Genomic DNA, 18604 nt, shown 5'->3' on the forward strand with positions numbered 1-18604 from the left:
CATTGCAACGATTCAGTCGACGTGCGTCGGGCCCGGCCGAACCCATCGCCGCCGTCCGCACATGGCGCGCTGAATCGTGCGCACCAACCATGCGTTCGCTTCGTCCGGCACACGTCGCGAACGCAGACTCACCACTCCGAAGCTCACCTCGCGGATCCACGTCCTGACACGGATCCGAGCCGGAAGGACCACAACGATGTGGACAGGTAGGAGTCATGGCGACCGCGCGCGTTCGCGCCCCAGGGGCCAACGCGCCGGTCAGAGGCATGCCCACCTCCGGCCTCGCCCCGGGTTGCGTTCGAGCCTCGCCCTGGTGGTGACGCTGCTGCTGGTCGCAGTCGCCGCACAGGCCTGCACAGGGGGCGGTTCCCCTGGAGGACGCAACGGCAACGGCAACGACGGCGGTGGCGCCGGCTTCGGCGCTACCGCGTACCGGATCGGTGCCAGGGCGTGGGGCAGTTCGATCGCCAACAACCCGTACGCTCCGACGCCGACACCGCACTACAACCTCTCCCTCCTCAGCCTCGGTGTGGTGTCGGACTGGGACCGACCCGGCACGAACCCGTACTACCCCGAGCTCGCCCAGAGCTGGAAGCTGAGCAAGCACTCGATCAGCTTCGCGCTGCGCACCGACGCCAAGTGGCAGGACGGGACACCATTCACCAGCAAGGACGTGCTCACCGCGATCCGCGCCGCCGGAGCCGACTACAACTCGGTCTGGGCTGCGATCACCAAACTCAGCGCTCCCGATGATCACACGGTCACCGTCGATCTCCAGCACTGGGCCGTCCCGAAGAACGCTCTGCTCCATCTGCTGCAGATCGTGATCGTTCCCGACAGCCAGTACGGAAAGCTGCTCCCCTCGTCCGACTTCGACCAGACCTTGATCAGCTACTGGCAGCTGTACAACATCCTGCACCCCACCGCTGCCAGCATCGACAAGGCAGGAAACAGCTCCGCGGGCAAGGTGTTGGCTGCGGCCGCCGGCAAGCTGGTGAAGTTCAACCCGAATCCGATGATCGGCACCGGGCCGTACCGGCTCAAGAGCGCCAACGTCAGCGGTGTCCTCTACCAGAAATGGGACGGCTTCTGGGACGCGAAGAAGATCACTGCCCCTGCGGTCCAGTTGTATCCGATGGACTCCTCGACCGAGTACGGAGCGATCATCGGCGGCACCATCGAGCAAGAACTCGACTCACAGTTCAACGACCCGCAGGTCATCCGGATGAACGCGACCGGAACCGCGCACTACGGCGTCATCCCGTCACCGGTGCAGCAGGAGAGCCTGGTCTTCAACTTCAATCACTATCCGTTCAATCTCCGGGCCACCCGCCAGGCACTGGCGTACGTGATCGACCGGCATGACCTGGTCAAACGCGACATGGGCGGCGACCTGGTGCAAGACCCGGCCGAGGAGACTCCGGACGGCATCAACTACTTCCTGGCCAAGCAATACCTGACCCAAGATCAGTTCGCACAGCTCAACCACTATCCGCACGACCTCGCCAAGGCCGCGTCGGTCCTGCAACAGGCAGGCTTCAGCAAGAAGAACGGCAAGTGGTTCACTCCGAAAGGCACACCGTTCAGCTTCACCATCTCCGAACCGAACGGACTCTCCCAGTTCGTCCAGGACGGTCTGATCATCGCCGGCTACCTCAAGGCCTTCGGCATCGACGTCAAGGTCGAGGACGTCGATTCCGCGACGTACACCACCAAACAACAGGCCGGTGACTTCGCTGTGTCGGAGTGGTACATGGACTGGGGCCAGGGCCCTCCGATGGCCGATTTCGCAGCCACCTTCGGTCAGCCGTCCCCGCCGTCCTGGAACTACCCGATCTCCTACAGCGGTGAAGGGCCGTGCAAGTGTGCGATCGGCATCGGGCCGGAGGCCGATGTCCCCGGCCTGGGCCACGTCAACATCGCCTCCGAACTCAACCGTGAAGTCAACCAGGCACCACCCGAAACATGGGCGAGATACACCTGGGCATGGGCGCAGTGGGTCAACCGGGAACTTCCCATCCTGCCGCTCTACAACAACGCATTCCACACGATCTACCAGACCAACCGGTACTCCAACTTCCCGCCGCAGTCCCAGAAGTGGCTGTGGACCGTGCTGTCGGGTGCCGACGAGACGGTCGTGTGGATGCAGAACGGATACCTCAAGCTCGGCTAGCTGCCGAGCAGACGGACAACAGACGAGGACACACGATGAAGTGGAAAGTCCATGATCAACGCAGCGGCGCCGACGCTGCGGGCCGCAGACTCCGGCTTCTGTTTGCAGCACTGTGCTCAGTGCTGTTGATCACAGCAGCCGCCTGCACCGGTGGTTCGCCGGGTGCTGACAACGGCGGTGGCAACGGTGGTGGCGGCGGCGGCAACATCAGCGCCAAGAACGCCAATCCCCAGACGACCGCCTTCCGTTGGGGCACCAGAGCCTGGGCGGCGTCGATCGTCAACAACCCGTACTCACCCACTCCGACACCGGACTACAACCTCTCGCTGCTCAGCCTGGCTGTGGTATCGGACTGGGATCGTCCCGGTGACAATCCGTACTACCCGGAGATCGCCGAGAGCTGGGACGTCGGAAAGCATTCGATCACCTTCCACCTGCGCACCGATGCCAAGTGGCAGGACGACAAGCCGCTGACCAGCAAGGACGTGCTGACCGCCTTCCGGGTCGCCGGCGTCGACTACAACTCCGTCTGGGCGGCGATCACCAAGGTCAGCGCCCCCGATGATCACACCGTCACCGTCGACCTGCAGTCCTGGGCCGTGCCACAGAACGCGCTGCTGCACCTGCTGCAGATCGTCATCGTGCCCGACAGCCAGTACGGACAGTTCGTTCCGTCCGACGTCGACAAGACGTTGATCAGCTACTGGAAGACCTACAACATCCTGCATCCGACAGCGGACAGCATCAGCAAGGCCAGCGACGGTGCGGACGGCAAGGTGATGGCCGAGAACAGCGCCAACCTGGTCAAGTACAACCCCAAGCCCATGATCGGGAACGGGCCGTACAAGCTGAAGAGCGCCAACGTCAGCGGGATCCTGTACGAGAAGTGGGACGGCTTCTGGGATGCCAAGAAGATCACCGCACCATATGTCCAGGTGTATCCGATGAACACCTCGACCGAGTACGGGGCGCTCAGCTCGGGCAGCATCGAACTCGAGACCGACAACCAGTTCTCCGATCCGCAGGCGGAGGCGTTGAACCGCAAGGGCGCCAACACCCATTACGTGTTCATCCCCTCGCCCGTCCAGCAGGTCGGGCTGGTGGTCAACTTCAACCACTACCCGTTCAACATCCGTGAGGTCCGGCAGGCGCTGGAATACGTCATCGACCGACACGATCTGGTCAAACGGGACATGGGCGGCGACCTCGTCCAGAACCCGGCCGAGGAGACGCCGGACGGCATCAACTACTTCGAGGCGAAGAAGTATCTGACACCTGATCAGTTCGCCAAGCTCAACCATTATCCGAAGGACACGGCAAAGGCTGCGTCGTTGCTGGAGAGCGTCGGCTTCACCAAGCAGAACGGCAAATGGATGACTCCGAAGGGGACGCCGTTCGCCTTCACCATCTCCGAGGCCGCCGGCATCCCCTATTTCGACGAGGACGGATTGATCATCGCCGGCTATCTGAAGAACTTCGGCATCGATGTCAAGGTCGAAAACGTCGATCCCGGCACCTACACCACCAAACAGCTGGCCGGCGACTTCGCCGTGTCGCAATGGTGGATGGACTGGGGCCAGGGCCCGCCGATGGCCGACTTCGCCGCAGGCTTCGGTCAGGCGTCGTCACCGTCGTGGAACTACCCGATCTCCTACAGCGGCAAGGGCCCGTGCAAGTGCGCGATCGGCATCGGGCCGGAGGCCGACGTGCCTGGGTTGGGCCACGTCAACATCGCCTCCGAACTCAACCGCGAGGTCAATCAGGAACCGCCGGAGACCTGGGCGAAGTACACCTGGGCGTGGGCGCAGTGGTTCAACAAGGAACTGCCGTTCCTGCCGCTGTACAACAACGCATTCCATGAGGCCTACTCGACATCCCGCTACACCAACTTCCCGCCCGACTCGGAGAAGTGGTTGTGGACCGGCCTGACCGGCGCGGCCCAACCGGTGGAGTGGATGCAGAACGGCTATCTGAAACTCAAGTAGTCCTCGAGGAGATGACCTGTGCTCGGATATCTGGCCCGGCGCGTCCTGATGGCGCTCGTCACGATCTACGTGGTGGTGACGATCTCGTTCTACATGGTCCGGCTGATGCCGGGAAACCCGATGCAATATCTGGAAGCCCAACTCCAGCAGCAGGGGTGGGGTGAGTCCGGACCAGATCCGACAACAGGTGGAGGCCATCTACGGCGTCATGCCGAGCGGTCCGCTGTGGAAGCAGTATCTGACCTACGTCGGCAACGTCTTCCGCGGTGACTTCGGAGACTCGATGCTGAATCCGGGGCAGGGCGTGCTGAGCATCATCGCCAGTGCCCTGCCCTGGACGGTCATCCTGGTCGGCGTGTCACTGATCATCAGCTTCGTCATCGGACTGGTGATCGGAACGATCCTGGCCGCCTACCCGGACACTACGTTCTCCAAGGTCATGACCGGCGTCGTGTCCTTCCTGTCGGCCGTGCCGAACTACTTGATCGCGATCGTGCTGATCTACCTGCTGGCCGACCTGAACCACTTCTTCCCGATCACCGGCGCCTATTCCAACAACACGGTGCCGGGGCTCAATCCGCCGTTCATCGGCAGCGTGCTCTACCACGCGGCGTTGCCCATGGCGGCGTACGTGATCGTCTCCTTCGGCGCCTGGTCGCTGGCGATGAAGGGCAGCGTCACGACGGTGCTCGGTGCGGACTACGTCCGGGCCGCGGAGGCCCGCGGCCTGGGCGGCCGGCGCGTCACGCAGACCTACATCGGCCGGAACGCGATGCTGCCGATGATCACCAATCTCGCCGTCTCGGTCGGTTACATGTTCGGCGGCTCGGTGTTCATCGAGACGTACTTCTCCTACCCTGGCCTGGGGTTCCGGCTGATCTCGGCTGTCAACTCACGCGACTATTCGCTGATGATGGGCTGCTTCATCCTGATCACCGTCGCCGTCGTCGTCTCCAATTTCGTGGTCGACCTGATCTACCCGGTCGTCGACCCGCGGATCCTGAAACCGGCCAGTCGGAAGGCGCGGCTGACGACTCCGCCGCCGCAGGCCGAACTGCCCGGCGCCGAAGCGATGAACGCCTAGGAGGCCGACAATGGAGTTTCTCAAGGACTTCTGGCGGATCCTCCGCGAGGACAAGCCGGCACTGGTCGGTGGCGCCGTCATTCTGGTGTACGTCCTGGTGGCGATCTTCGGACACTTCTTCGCCCACGTCTCGGACCTCCCGTCGGGCGGCCAGGCCTATCTCGGTCCGTCTCTGCACCATCCGCTCGGCACCGACTTCCTCGGCAACGACACGTTGTCCGAGATCATCATCGGCACCCGCCCGGTGATGATCGTCGGTGTTGTCTCGGCGGTGATCGTGATCTTCGTCGGCGTTGTCGTCGGCCTGTTCAGCGGCTATGTCGGCGGGTTCCTCGACGGACTGATCATGCGGATCACCGACATCTTCCTGACCATCCCCGGTCTGCCGCTGATCATCGTGATCGCCAGCATCATCCACACCACGAACCCGTTCGTGCTGGCGATCATCCTTTCGGTCACCGCGTGGGCCGGGCTGGCCCGGGCGGTCCGCGCCCAGGCGTTGAGCCTGCGCACCTCAGACTTCATCGATGCCGCCAAGGTGCAGAACCTGCCGCTGTCGAATCTGATCGGACGGCAGTTGTTGCCCAACGTCGGGCCGTACGTCGCCATCAGCTTCCTGTTGGCGGTCACCGGCGCCATCTACGCCCAGGTCGGCCTCTTCGTCCTCGGCGTGGCGCCGGTCAGCGGCACCAACTGGGGGATCATGATCAACCTGGCGATGAACCAGGGCGCGCTCTACACCAGCAGAAGCATGCTCTACCTGTTCGCCCCGATGGCGGCGATCGTGCTGCTGCAGGTGGCTCTGGTGTATTTTTCCCGGGCTCTGGACAAGTTGTTCAATCCGCGATTGAGGGTTCAGTGATGAGTATGCATCCGGTCACCGCGCTGCACGCCGACGCCAGCGGCGGTACCCGTCAGGCCGCTCCGACGATCCTCGAGGTGGACGAGGTCAGTGTCGACTTCGGTAGGCTCCGCGCCGTCGACACGGTCAGCCTGACCGTCCGCGAGGGTGACATCTACGCGCTGGCCGGTGAGTCCGGCTGCGGCAAGTCCACCCTGGCCTACTCCCTGCTCGGCATGGTGCCACCACCGGGGGTGGTCGCGACCGGCCAGATCCGCTACCGGGGCAGGAATCTGACCACCATGGATCGCCGGGAACTCGACCAACTGCGGGCCGCCGAGGTGTCGATGGTGTTCCAGGCGGCGATGAACGCGTTCAATCCGGTGATCACCATCGGCACCCAGGTGGAGCACGTGCTCGAGGCGCATCCGGAGAGCTTCCCCAATCGCAGGGAGGGCCGGGAGTACTTCGAATACCTGCTCCGCCTGGTCCGGCTCGACCCGGCGACCGTCTGGAACGGCTATGAGAGCAGGCTTTCGGGTGGCATGAAGCAGCGGGTGGCCATCGCGCTGGCACTGCTGCTGCGGCCGTCGGTGTTGGTGCTCGACGAACCGACCACTGCGCTGGACATTCTCAACCAGCGGCTGGTGATCGACATCCTCGACGACCTGCACGACAAGCTGGGTGTGACGATCATCTTCATCACCCACGATCTTGCCCTGGTGGCCGAGCTGGCCAACCGGGTCGCGGTGATGTACGCCGGACGGCTGGTGGAGACCGGCACGATCGACGAGATCTTCTACGACGAGCGTCGCCATCCCTATGTCAACGCATTGATCCGGGCCGTGCCCAGTGTCACTGCGGACACGTCCTTGATCAAGCCCATCCCGGGTCGCGTACCGAGCCTTGCCGAACTTCCGACGGGCTGCCGCTTCGCCCCGCGATGTGGATTGGCCGAACCGATCTGCCGGGAGATCGATCCGCCGCTGCTGGCCGACGCGGCAGGTCATGGGATCGCCTGTCATGTGGTGAATGCGCAGCTGACGACACAAGGAGCACCCCGATGACGCTGTTGCGGGTTGATCAACTGATGCACCACTACCCGACAAGTACGGCCGTGCTGCCCGCGCTGAACGAGGTCTCGCTGGAGGTCGAGGCAGATTCGGTCACCGCGATCGTCGGTGAGTCGGGTTGCGGTAAGACCACTCTCGGCCGGATGATCACCGGACTGCTCAAGCCGACGGAAGGCCGGGTGCTCTTCCAGGACAGGGACATCTGGGAGCTGAGCCGTGGTGACTGGAACCACTACCGGCGTGCGGTGCAGATCGTCCAGCAGGATCCGTACGCGTCGTTGAATCCGGGTTTGAGCGTCCGGGAGACCCTCCGCCCGGGATTGCTGCGCCACAAGATCGTTCCGCGGCGTGAAGTGCAGGCCGAGATCCTCCGGCTGCTCGACCTGGTCGGTCTTGATGCGGATGAGGCGTTCCTGCGGCGGTTCCCGCACCAGCTCTCCGGTGGGCAACGGCAGCGGCTCGCGGTCGCCAGGGCGGTGAGCCTGCGACCGGAACTCGTGGTCGCCGACGAACCGACGAGCATGTTGGACGTCTCGATCCGCGTTGCGGTCCTCGACCTGCTGCTGTCCCTGCGCGAGGAGCGGGGGCTGTCCTACGTGTTCATCAGCCACGACTTCGGCGTGGTCCGCTACATCGCCCGCGGCGGCAGGATCATCGTCATGTTCTTCGGTGTCGTTGTCGAGGAAGGACCGGCCGAGCAGGTCATCCAGCAGCCGCGGCATCCGTACAGTTACGTGCTGCTGGAGGCGATCCCGATACCGGATCCGCGGACGGCGCGCCGCCGACGCAGCGAGATCGCGGCTGCTGAGATCGACGAGCGTGCCGACCAGCCGCCGGCCGAGACCGGTTGCATCTTCGCCAACCGCTGCCCGTTCGTCGAGGACGCGTGCCGGAAGACCCGGCCACCGATGGTGGAGGTCGCTCCCGGGCACCACGCTGCCTGCTTGTTCCCCGAGCGTGTCCCGCAACTGTCCGGGGTGGTTCCGGTCGACACCCGCGTCTGACGCCGGCGGGCGGGACCGATCCCGTCAGACCTCCGGGAACGTCTCGCCGTCCAGCCGATCGTTCGGCGCCAGGCCGAGCGGATTGGTGACCACATGCGGGTTGCCGTTGAACCGGGTCTCGGCGTCCATGTAGACCGTGATGTGGGCGTACCGGGCCTCATCGGTGCGGTTGTCCAGAGCCATGTGGCCGGTGTAGCTGGTGTGGAAGGTGACGTCACCGGCCCGCAGCGGATAGGTGATCCGCGGCAACCAGCGCAGCTCCGGCGCCAGTCCGAAAAGATCTTCCTCTTCGGCCAGGTTCTGCGGCCGCAGTCCGGTCAGGTGTTGGGTGCCCGGGAGAAAGCTCATGCAACCGCGTTCGGGTGGGACGTCGACCAGCGCGATCCAGCAGGACAAGGAGTGTCTGTCGTTGGTGTGTGGCCAGTAGGGCCGGTCCTGATGGAAGAAGGTCGGCTTGTTGTTGTGGGGTTCCTTGACCAGCATGTGGTCGTGCCAGATCCGCAGCGGCATGCCGGCCAGCTGCTCGGCCACGGTGGCGATGCGCGGGTGCAGGGTCAGTTGGGCGAGTCTGTCGTCCTGCCGCCATACGTTGACCAGCTGGGTGAAAGTTCCGGCCTTGTCCAGGCTGTCCGCCTTGTGGCGTTGATGGAAGTCTCGCTCGGCGGCGAGGAACTCCCCGACCTCGTCCGGGCGCAGCATGCCGCGGACCCGGACCACGCCGTCCCGGGTATAGGTGGTGATCAGATCCTCTGGGATGTTTCCGTCATCATCGACGTCACGGACAAGATCGTCGTTGATCATGGTCGAGTGCGATACGGTCATGGCATCACTGTTATCGATCGCCGGTCCTGGCACTAGGACGATCCCGATCGTCGATCGGACGATTCCGTCGTCGGCCCGGTCGATCAGCCGCCGACTGGGTGGCTAGTCTTGCACCGTGGCAGCCCCAGGTCGGTCGCTGTACCGGGAGTCGGAGATGTTCGCCGATCGCCCGGTGCTGGCCGGCGTCTGGTATCTCGACGGTGACGCCGAGGTGCACGGCCACGACTTCATCGAGATCGCGCTGATCGGACACGGCACCGGCCGTCATCTCAACGTCCGTGGCGAGCAGCCGCTGGTGCCCGGAGACCTGCTCGTGCTCCGCCCCGGAGCCTGGCACGGATTCGTTGACTGCGTTGATCTTGAAGTGGCGAACTGCTGCCTGTCGGCGCAGGCGCTGGACGGACGGTTGTCCTTCCTGTATTCGGATCCGGTGCTCCGTCAGCTGTTGTGGACCGGGCCGGTGCTGGCGGGACGACAGGGCAATTACGCCGTACGTCTCCGGGCAGACGCCGCAGCGGCCGGTGTATCGGCGATCCGCAAGCTGGGGGCAGTCTCCGGAGCGGGCCTGGGTCTGATCGGCCAGTTGTTGATCACGCTCGGGCTGCTGGTCGACGCTCTCCCCGACGCCAGGCCGGCGGGAGCAGCCGATGGACAGGCCGCCGCCCCACCCGGCTGGCCGGAGACCCCCGGGGTTATCCGGGAGGTCGCCGCGCTGATGGCTGCCGGGCCGGAGCGCCCCTGGCGGGTCGAGGAGCTCGCCGACCTCGCTGCTCTCGATCCGGACTACCTGGGACGCCTGTTTCGGCGCCACCTCGGCGTCTCTCCGATGACCTACCTGGCCCGGATCCGGGTCGAGCGGGCCGCCCGCCTCCTCACCCACACCGCCGACCCGGCGGCCAGGATCGGTGCCCTCGTAGGCTGGCCCGACCCCACCTACTTCGCGCGACGATTCCGGCAGTTGACCGGCCTGACCCCAACCGCGTACCGGGACCGGGCGCGCGCTCGCGGCGCCGGCATCGAACCGGCCGTCAGAGCACCCGAAACCGAGTCGGCGGCCCCGGAAGCCGCCGACACGCCGCACAAATCAGGGGGATATGTGACCCCTCGGCGGGGTGGGAGGGGCGCTGGCAGACTGGGTCCATGCCCGCAACGGCCGACGAGCACGTGGATGTCCTGATCATCGGCGCCGGCATCAGCGGCATCGGCGCGGCGTACCGGCTGCAGCAGGAGTGTCCGGACCACGGCTACGCGATCGTCGAGGCGCGCGACAGGATCGGCGGTACCTGGGACCTGTTCCGTTATCCCGGCATCAGGTCCGACTCGGATATCTTCACCTTCAGCTATCCCTTCAAACCCTGGCCCGGCACACAGTCCCTTGCCGAAGGCGCCGACATCCGCAACTATCTGGAAGAGATCGCCGCCGAATGCGGCATCGACCGCCGGATCCGCTTCGGCCATCGGGTGACCACCGCCGACTGGTCCAGCACAGACCGGCAGTGGACGGTGACAACAGTGTCCGCCGCCGGCACCCAGACCTGGACCTGCAAGTTCCTCTACGCCTGCTCGGGCTACTACGACTACGCCGCCGGTCACGCGCCCGAGTTCCCGGGCGCAAGAGACTTCACCGGGCCGATCGTGCATCCGCAGCACTGGCCTGATGATCTCGATCTCACCGGCCGGCGGGTGGCGGTGATCGGATCGGGTGCCACCGCGATCACCCTGGTCCCGGCGCTGGCGCGCACCGCCGCGCACGTGACCATGGTGCAGCGCTCCCCGTCCTGGATCATCTCTCAGCCACGACACGACGCGACCGCCGAACGACTCCAGCGACGGCTGCCGGCCCGGCTGGCCCACCACATCAACCGGCTCCGCCACCTCGCACTCGGACAGACATTCTACCGGCTCACCCGGCGGAGGCCGGAGGCCGCGCGGCAGATGCTCACCGGCCCGATCGCCCGGCGGCTGGGTCCCGACTACACCGCCCGGCACTTCCAACCCAGCTACAACCCCTGGGACCAGCGGCTATGCGTAACACCCGACGGTGATCTGATCAAGGCCGTCCAACGCGGCGACGTGTCGGTTGCCACCGGCCGGATCGATCGGGTCGATGCCGACGGGATCCGGCTGGCCTCGGGCGAGCTGGTGCCGGCCGACGTGATCATCACCGCGACCGGATTACGGATGCAGTTGCTGGACAGGATCGGCCTGAGTGTCGACGGGCGACCCGTCGATCCGGAGGATCGGGCCGTCTACCGCGGCCTGATGTTCGACGGCGTACCCAACTTCGCGATAGCCGTCGGATACGTGAACGCCTCCTGGACGCTCCGCGCTGATCTCGCCAGCCGGTACGTCTGCCGCTTCCTGCGGTATCTGCGACGACACGACCTGGCCTTCGGCTACCCGGTCCGGCCGGCCGATCTCCGGCCGTCGCCACTGCTGCCACTGGCCTCGGGCTACATCCGCCGGGCAAGCCTCCCGGTGCAGGGCTCGGAGCCACCGTGGTTCTACCCGCAGAACTATTTCGTCGATGCCCTGCGGATGAGGTTCGCCGATCCGCGCCGCGACATGCATTTCGAGCCGTACGACGCCGACGTCGACCAGCTCGGTGAGTATTCCTGGCGTCCGGTCCGGGCGAACCAGCTCCACGAGCCCAGAACACCGGATCTGAACGGCGAAAGTGCACGGTGACGACACGGATTGCACGAATCAGGGCCTGAGCACCAGCCGGATCGGGTCACCCTCCTTGCGTTCCAGCCGGTCGACGGCCACGGCCGCCTGATCGAGCGGCAGAACGTCGGAGATCGACCTGCTCAACTCCAGCCGGCCGTGCCGCACCAGCTCGACCAGCACACCAAGATCATCGACACCCGAACCGTAGTGGCCACGGACCTGTTGGCCCATGAAACTGAGCAGGGTCGGATTGTCGATCATCATCGGTTCCGGGGTCAGCCCGACCAGGACCAGCCGACCACCCGTGCCCAGACACCTGATCGCCTGTTCCCGGACGGCTCCGACACCGGCGAAGTCGAACGCCGCCGCCAGGCCCCGCCCGCCGGTGATCTCCCGGATCCGCTCCGGCAACACGTCATCGGCCGAATCCAGCGCGACGTCCGCACCGAAGGCAACGGCGCGCTCCCGCGCCGCGGGATGTGGATCGACCGCGACCACCGGTGCAGCACCGATCATCCGCAGCACCCGGACGGCATGGCTACCCAGCCCGCCGACCCCCCAGACACCCGCCGCCTCACCCGGCCTGACCCGCCCGGTGGTGGTGATCGCCGCCCACGGAGTCGACACGGCATCGGGAATGATCGCGGCCTGTTCGAAGGGCAGGTCGTCCGGGATCGGGACCAGGGACTCGACACCGGCCAGTAGGAACTCCGCCCAACCGCCGTCGAAGTCGGCTCCCATGGTGAGCACCCGGCCACCGACCCACCGACCGGCCTGCACGATCACCCGCCGGCCCTCGGTCCAGCCGTCACTGCCCGGCCCGAGTGCGTCGACGATCCCGGCGACCTCGTGCCCCAGGGTCACCACGTCGCCGTCCAGATGGACCGGCGTCAGCAGCCCCTGCACCAGGTGCACGTCGGACAGACACACCCCGGAAGCCCGGACCGCGATCCGCACCTGTCCAGGACCCGGTACGGGAGTCGGCACGTCGTCGATGATCAGCCGGCGATCGACGACATTGAGGCGGGCAGCGAGCATCTTCGAACTCCTTCGGCCGGGAAACGTGACAGGGTGCCGCCACCAGCATTCTGCGGTGGCGACACCCTGACCCTGCCGATCACCGGTCAGCGAAGCATCAGATGATCAGAGCAGATCGAACCGATCCAGCTCCATCACCTTGGCCCATGCCGCGGCGAAGTCGTTGACGAACTTCTCCTTGGCGTCGTCGCCGGCGTAGACCTCGGCCAGCGCCCGCAATTCGGAGTTCGAGCCGAAGATCAGATCGGCGCGGCCGCCCTTCCACCGGCCGTCGGCTGAGGTGAAGGTCTGCTCGTCCGACGACGGCGTCCAGGAGATGTCGGGCTCCAGCAGGTTGACGAAGAAGTCATTGGTCAACGCGCCGGGCCGATCGGTGAACACGCCCAGCTCCGAGCCGTCCCAGTTGTTGCCGAGCACCCTCAGGCCGCCGATCAGCACGGTCATCTCCGGAGTGGTCAGCCGCAGCAGATTGGCCCGGTCGATCAGCAGGAACTCGGTCGGCAGATCCAGGAAACCGCTGTCGTAGTTGCGGAATCCGTCGGCGACCGGCTCCAACCAGGCGAAGTTCTCCTCACTGGTCTGCTCCTGCGTGGCGTCCACCCGGCCCGGGGTGAACGGCACGTTGATCTCGAAGCCGCCCGCCTTCGCCGCCTGTTCGACGCCGATGTTCCCGGCGAGGACGACGACGTCGGCGAACGACAGGCCGGAGACCGTGGCGACGTCCGCCAGCTTGGTGATCACCGGCTTCAGCTCCTCAGGCTGGTTCACCTTCCAGGAGATCTGCGGCTCGAGCCGGATCCGGCCGCCGTTCGCGCCACCCCGCTTGTCCGAGCCGCGGAAGGTCGAGGCCGACTTCCACGCCGTTGACACCATCTGTGCAACGGACAGCCCGGACTCGGCGATGGCCTGCCGCGCCTTCGCGATCGATCCCTCGTCGGTGGCCCCGGTCTGTGCCGGCAGCGGGTCCTGCCAGACCAGGTCCTCGGCCGGCACCTCCGGCCCGAGGTAGCGCGCCTTCGGCCCCATGTCCCGATGGGTCAGCTTGAACCAGCTCTTGGCAAAGGCGTCGGCGAACTCCTCCGGGTGCTCGAGGAAGTGCCGGGAGATCCGCTCGTAGATCGGGTCGTAGCGCAGCGCCAGATCGGTGACCAGCATCGTCGGCAGCCGCTTCGGACCGCCCTCGTCCGGAGCCGGGATGTCCGGCTCGGCATCCTTGGCGACGAACTGGTGTGCGCCGGCCGGGCTCCTGGTGAGCTCCCATTCGAACTTGAACAAGTTCTCGAAGAAGTGGTTGCTCCACTGCACCGGGGTCTGGGACCAGGTCACCTCGAGTCCGCTGGTCACGGTGTCGACGCCGACGCCGGTGCCGTAACCGTTGCGCCAGCCCAGGCCCTGCTCCTCGATCGGCGCCGCCTCGGGGGCCGGGCCGATCTTGTCATCGGGGTGCGCGCCGTGAGTCTTGCCGAAGGTGTGACCGCCGGCGATCAATGCCACGGTCTCCTCGTCGTTCATCCCCATCCGGCGGAAGGTCTCCCGGATGTCGATCGCGGCCTTGACCGGATCGGGGTTGCCGTTCGGCCCTTCGGGATTGACGTAGATCAGCCCCATCTGGACGGCCGCCAGCGGCGCGTCGAGTTCCCTCTCGCCCTTGTACCGCTTGTCGTCGAGCCAGACGTTCTCCGGACCCCAATAGACGTCGTCCTCGGGCTCCCAGGTGTCGGGTCGGCCGCCCCCGAAGCCGTACGGCTTGAGGCCCATCGTCTCCAGCGCGACATTGCCGGCCAAGATCAACAGGTCTGCCCAGGAGATCTTGTTGCCGTACTTCTTCTTCACCGGCCACAACAACCGCCGGGCCTTGTCCAGCGAAACGTTGTCCGGCCAGGAGTTCAACGGAGCGAACCGCTGCTGACCCGCGCCGCCGCCGCCGCGGCCGTCATGGCTGCGGTAGGTGCCCGCGGAGTGCCAGGCCATCCTGATCATCAAACCGCCGTAATGGCCGAAATCTGCGGGCCACCACGGCTTCGAGTCGGTCATCACCGCGGCAAGATCGGCCTTCACCGCGTCAAGATCAAGAGAGTTGAAGGCGTCCCGGTAGTTGAACTCCGGCCCCATCGGATCGCGCGCGGAATTGTTCTTCGCCAGGATCTTCAGGTTGAGCCGGTTCGGCCACCATTCGCTGTTGGCGTCTCCTCGGGTCGGGTGCTTTCCCTGTGCGACCGGGCAGGTGCCGGCGGACGTCGCGTCGGCGGTCTCAGACATGTCGATCCTTCCTTTGCTTCGCTTTCCTGAGCGGTTGGCTGTCGGTTGTTCTCGAATCCTGTGCTGCCACGCACTCGGGGCACACACCCCAGTGGATGACCTCGGTCTCGTCGATGGCGTAGCCGTGACCGTCCGACGGCGTCATGCACGGAGCGGCGCCGACCGCACAGTCGACATCGTCGATCCGGCGGCACGACCGGCAGACCACATGGTGGTGGTTGTCCCCGACCCGCGACTCGTAACGGGCCACCAGTCCGGCCGGTTGGATCTTGCGCAACAGCGCCGCTTCGGTCAGCACGTGCAAGGAGTCGTAGACCGCCTGGTGCGAAACACCGGGAAGTCGCCGACGCACTGCGGTGATGATCGAATCGGTGTCGGCGTGCGGGTTGGCGTCGACGGCCGTCAGCACGGCGAGCCGCGGCTGGGTGACGCGAAGCGACACACCCCGCAACTGCTGCTCGAACTGCCGGAACACACCGGCAGTCTGGTTCATTTTCTTGAACAAGTCAAGAATATGAATGGTTCAGACTACGTTGGGCCTGACCTCGGCGAAGTGGCAGGCGACCGGGTGCCCCTGGCCGCGGTCGATCAGTGCGGGTTCCTCCTGTGCACAGATCTCCTGGGCCTTCCAGCAGCGCGTGCGGAAGCGGCACCCGGACGGGGGCGCGACCGGGCTGGGCACGTCCCCGGACAGCACGATCCGCTGCCGCTGGCGCTCCTTGATCGGATCCGGCAGCGGTACGGCCGACATCAGCGCCTGGGTGTAGGGATGTGCGGCGGCGGAGAACAACTGCTCGGTCGCCGCCTCCTCGACGACCTTGCCCAGATACATCACCACAACGCGGTCGGCGATGTGCCGGACGACGGAAAGATCATGGGAGACGAACAGATAGGAAAGATCGAATTCCTCCTGCAGATCCTCCAGCAGGTTGACCACACCGGCCTGGATGGACACGTCGAGTGCGGACACCGGCTCGTCGAGCACCAGCACCTTGGGATTCAACGCCAAGGCCCGGGCGATGCCGATCCGCTGCCGTTGACCGCCGGAGAACTCATGCGGGTAACGGTTTCCGTGTTCGGGATTCAGGCCGACGGTCTCCAGCAGTTCGGCGACCCGATCCTGTCCGCCGCTGCGCCAGCGGCCGTGGATCTGCAGCGGCTCGGCGATCAGTGCCGAGATCGACATCCTCGGATCCAGTGACGCGAAGGGGTCCTGGAAGACCAGCTGGAGATCACGCCGCAACGGCCGCATCCGCGCCGGAGACAACGCCGGCAGATTCTCACCGGCATAGTGCACCTCGCCGGAGGTGGGTGCGAGCAGATTGACCAGCAGACGCGCAGTCGTCGACTTGCCACAACCCGACTCCCCCACCAGTCCGACGGTCTCCTGCTGCCCGATGTCCAGCGAGACGTCACACACCGCGTGCACCTCGCCGATCGCGCGGCGGATCACGCCCTTGGACCGCACCGGAAAGTGTTTGACCAGGTGTCGGGCCGACAGCACCGGCGCAGTCGGCGTGTCGGCACGATCGACTGTTGCCGCGGTCACGGCCCGACCTCTGGATGGCTGGTGAGCACGTCGGTCTGGATCTCCTCCGGTACGGCGTCCGGTACGTCGCCGATCGCCACTTCCGGGTCGACGGCGGTCGGCTTGAACAGATCGGTCGGTTTGGCACCGTCCAGTTGATCACGGAAATGGCAGGCCGCGGAATGACCGTTCGGGCCGGATGTCGGGTCCAGCCGTTCCAGGGCCGGCTCGACCTCCCGGCACACATCCTGGCCGATCGGGCAGCGCGGCTCGAACGGACAGCCCGACGGCAGGTTGACCAGGGAAGGCGGCGTACCGAGGATCGGCGTGAGCCGGTGGTGACTGGATTCGTCCAGCCGCGGCAGACTGCCCAGCAGGCCCAGCGTGTACGGCATCCGCGGTGTGTAGAAGATGTCCTCGGTGGTCCCGGTCTCCACCATCTTCCCGGCGTACATCACCGCGACCCGGTCGACGTGGCCGGCGATCACTCCAAGATCATGAGTGATCAACACCATCGCCGCGCCGGTCTCCTGCCGGGCCGCTTCGAGTGCCTCCAGAACCTGCGCCTGCACCGTCACGTCCAACGCGGTCGTCGGCTCGTCGGCGATGATCACGTCGGGATCATTGGCCATCGCGATCGCGATCACCACGCGTTGCCGCATGCCGCCGGACAACTCGTGCGGATAGCTGTCGGCCCGCTGCCGCGGGTTCGGAATACCCACCACATCGAGCAGATCGATCGCTCGTTGCCGGGCAGCCTCCCTCGACACCGCGTTGTGGGCCCGGATCGCCTCGGACAGCTGGAAGCCGACGGTGTAGACCGGATTCAGACTGGTCAGCGGATCCTGGAAGATCATCGCCACGTTGTTACCGCGGATCCTGCTGATCGCGGCATCGGAGAGGCCGAGGACCTCCTTGCCGAGGATCTTCGCCGAACCGTTGATCCGCGCGTTGGCGGGCAACAGGCCCATCACCGCCAGGGAACTCACCGATTTGCCCGAGCCGGACTCGCCGACGATGCCCAGGGCTTCGCCCGCGGCCACCCGATAGCTCACGCCGCGAACGGCCTGCACCAGCCCGTCATCGGTCGGAAAGCTGACGCTGAGATTGTTCAGTTCCAAGACGACGTCGCCGGGGCGTGCGCGCATCCGGGCGCCGGCGTCGTCGGCGATCACATCGGCTTCTTCGACGGTCACCGGTCACCGCCTGAGCTGCGACTGCCGCGGATCCAGCGCATCCCGCAGTCCGTCACCGATGAAGTTGATCGCCAGCACAATCAGGATGATCACCACTCCTGGGGTGTAGAACAGCCACGGTCTGGTCCAGACCGAGGTGCGTGATTGGTTGATCAGGAAGCCGAGTGACACGTCCGGCGGCTGGATCCCCAGACCGAGGAAGGACAGCGACGCCTCGGCCAGGATGGCTACCGCGATCACCAGGGTGAAGTCGACGATCATCACATTCATGCTGTTGGGGATCAGGTGGCGCAGGATGATCCTGGTGTTGGAGGCGCCCATCCCGCGGGCCGCTTCGATGAATTCCTGTTCGCGAAGCGACAGCACGACGCCGCGAACCACCCGGGCGGTGTTCAGCCAGGCGAAGGCGCCGAGGATCAACGCCGTCTGCCACCAGGTCGACGCACCGAGGAAGCCGGCGACAACGATCAGGATGACCAGCGACGGGATCACGAACAGCAGGTCGACGAACCTCATGATCACGTTGTCCACGGCACCGCCGTACAGACCGGCCATCGCGCCGAGGAATCCGCCGATTACCGCAGAGAGGACGGCGGTAACCAGGCCGACCTTGATCGACTGCTGGGTGCCGCGCATCACCTGGGCCAGGTAGTCCTGCCCGGCCCGGGTCGTACCGAACGGGTGGTCCCAGCTGGGCGGTGCGCTGCTGGGAATCTCGCGATGGATGAAGTAGTCCCAGCGCCACACGGTCGGGCCGAGGAAGGCCAGGATCACGATCAGCAGGAAGAGCACCATCCCGAAGACCGCCATCCGGTGTCGCAGGAACCGGGTGATGATCATCCGGCCTTGCGAACGGCGTTTGGTGGTGATCCTTTCGGCCGCGGAACGGCGCTGGACGGCGGCGAGGTCGCGGGTTTTCAGCTCAGTCATC

15 protein-coding genes are annotated in these 18604 nt (G+C 65.7%); 8 read left to right on the forward strand and 7 right to left on the reverse strand.

What is annotated here, in order from left to right; translation table 11 throughout:
• The first annotated feature begins 313 nt into the window (after positions 1–313).
• From GJV80_RS09475 to GJV80_RS09500, 6 genes are all read left to right on the forward strand, one after another.
• Positions 314–2173 carry an ABC transporter substrate-binding protein gene (locus GJV80_RS09475; RefSeq protein ID WP_195909266.1) on the forward strand — a complete coding sequence of 620 codons (1860 nt, stop codon included), beginning with the start codon at positions 314–316 and terminating at the stop codon, positions 2171–2173.
• A 35-nt stretch (positions 2174–2208) separates the two neighbouring features.
• Positions 2209–4158, forward strand: coding sequence for an ABC transporter substrate-binding protein (locus tag GJV80_RS09480; RefSeq protein WP_195909267.1), 1950 nt, complete (start codon positions 2209–2211; stop codon positions 4156–4158).
• Positions 4159–4318: 160 nt separating this feature from the next.
• Positions 4319–5242, forward strand: a complete 924-nt coding sequence (locus GJV80_RS09485; RefSeq protein WP_154687693.1) for an ABC transporter permease — start codon at positions 4319–4321, stop codon at positions 5240–5242.
• 10 nt (positions 5243–5252) lie between these two features.
• Positions 5253–6104, forward strand: a complete 852-nt coding sequence (locus tag GJV80_RS09490; RefSeq protein WP_154690154.1) for an ABC transporter permease — start codon at positions 5253–5255, stop codon at positions 6102–6104.
• Complete coding sequence (locus tag GJV80_RS09495; protein ID WP_154687694.1) at positions 6104–7150, forward strand: ABC transporter ATP-binding protein; 1047 nt, start codon at positions 6104–6106, stop codon at positions 7148–7150. Before GJV80_RS09490 ends, GJV80_RS09495 begins: the two co-directional genes overlap by 1 nt.
• Positions 7147–8160 (forward strand): ABC transporter ATP-binding protein, encoded by a 1014-nt coding sequence (locus GJV80_RS09500; RefSeq protein WP_195909268.1) that lies wholly within the window; start codon positions 7147–7149, stop codon positions 8158–8160. Before GJV80_RS09495 ends, GJV80_RS09500 begins: the two co-directional genes overlap by 4 nt.
• A 24-nt stretch (positions 8161–8184) precedes the next feature.
• On the opposite strand, the gene GJV80_RS09505 is transcribed toward GJV80_RS09500, so the two are convergent.
• Entirely contained in the window at positions 8185–8982 is a 798-nt protein-coding gene (locus tag GJV80_RS09505) for a phytanoyl-CoA dioxygenase family protein (RefSeq protein ID WP_230208301.1), read from the reverse strand.
• Between the two features lie 115 nt (positions 8983–9097).
• Here GJV80_RS09505 and GJV80_RS09510 point away from each other — a divergent pair, with 115 nt between their 5' ends.
• Positions 9098–10159, forward strand: a complete 1062-nt coding sequence (locus tag GJV80_RS09510) for an AraC family transcriptional regulator (protein ID WP_230208302.1) — start codon at positions 9098–9100, stop codon at positions 10157–10159.
• The gene (locus GJV80_RS09515; protein WP_154687696.1) at positions 10123–11670 is read left to right on the forward strand and encodes an NAD(P)/FAD-dependent oxidoreductase; all 1548 of its coding nucleotides are present in this window, start codon (positions 10123–10125) and stop codon (positions 11668–11670) included. The genes GJV80_RS09510 and GJV80_RS09515 overlap by 37 nt, the downstream gene beginning before the upstream one ends.
• 18 nt (positions 11671–11688) lie before the next feature.
• On the opposite strand, the gene GJV80_RS09520 is transcribed toward GJV80_RS09515, so the two are convergent.
• The 6 genes from GJV80_RS09520 to GJV80_RS09545 form a co-directional block, all read right to left on the reverse strand.
• Positions 11689–12690, reverse strand: a complete 1002-nt coding sequence (locus GJV80_RS09520) for a zinc-binding dehydrogenase (RefSeq protein WP_154687697.1) — start codon at positions 12688–12690, stop codon at positions 11689–11691.
• 105 nt (positions 12691–12795) lie between these two features.
• Positions 12796–14949 (reverse strand): catalase/peroxidase HPI, encoded by a 2154-nt coding sequence (katG, locus tag GJV80_RS09525; protein WP_154687698.1) that lies wholly within the window; start codon positions 14947–14949, stop codon positions 12796–12798.
• Positions 14942–15442, reverse strand: coding sequence for a Fur family transcriptional regulator (locus tag GJV80_RS09530; protein ID WP_154690157.1), 501 nt, complete (start codon positions 15440–15442; stop codon positions 14942–14944). Before GJV80_RS09530 ends, katG begins: the two co-directional genes overlap by 8 nt.
• A 30-nt stretch (positions 15443–15472) precedes the next feature.
• Positions 15473–16498 carry an ABC transporter ATP-binding protein gene (locus tag GJV80_RS09535; RefSeq protein ID WP_154687699.1) on the reverse strand — a complete coding sequence of 342 codons (1026 nt, stop codon included), beginning with the start codon at positions 16496–16498 and terminating at the stop codon, positions 15473–15475.
• The gene (locus GJV80_RS09540; protein WP_230208303.1) at positions 16495–17673 is read right to left on the reverse strand and encodes an ABC transporter ATP-binding protein; all 1179 of its coding nucleotides are present in this window, start codon (positions 17671–17673) and stop codon (positions 16495–16497) included. Before GJV80_RS09540 ends, GJV80_RS09535 begins: the two co-directional genes overlap by 4 nt.
• Positions 17674–17676: 3 nt before the next feature.
• Entirely contained in the window at positions 17677–18603 is a 927-nt protein-coding gene (locus tag GJV80_RS09545) for an ABC transporter permease (protein ID WP_154687700.1), read from the reverse strand.
• Position 18604 lies beyond the last annotated feature (1 nt).

The sequence above is a fragment of the Microlunatus sp. Gsoil 973 genome (assembly GCF_009707365.1).
Classification (GTDB): domain Bacteria; phylum Actinomycetota; class Actinomycetes; order Propionibacteriales; family Propionibacteriaceae; genus Microlunatus.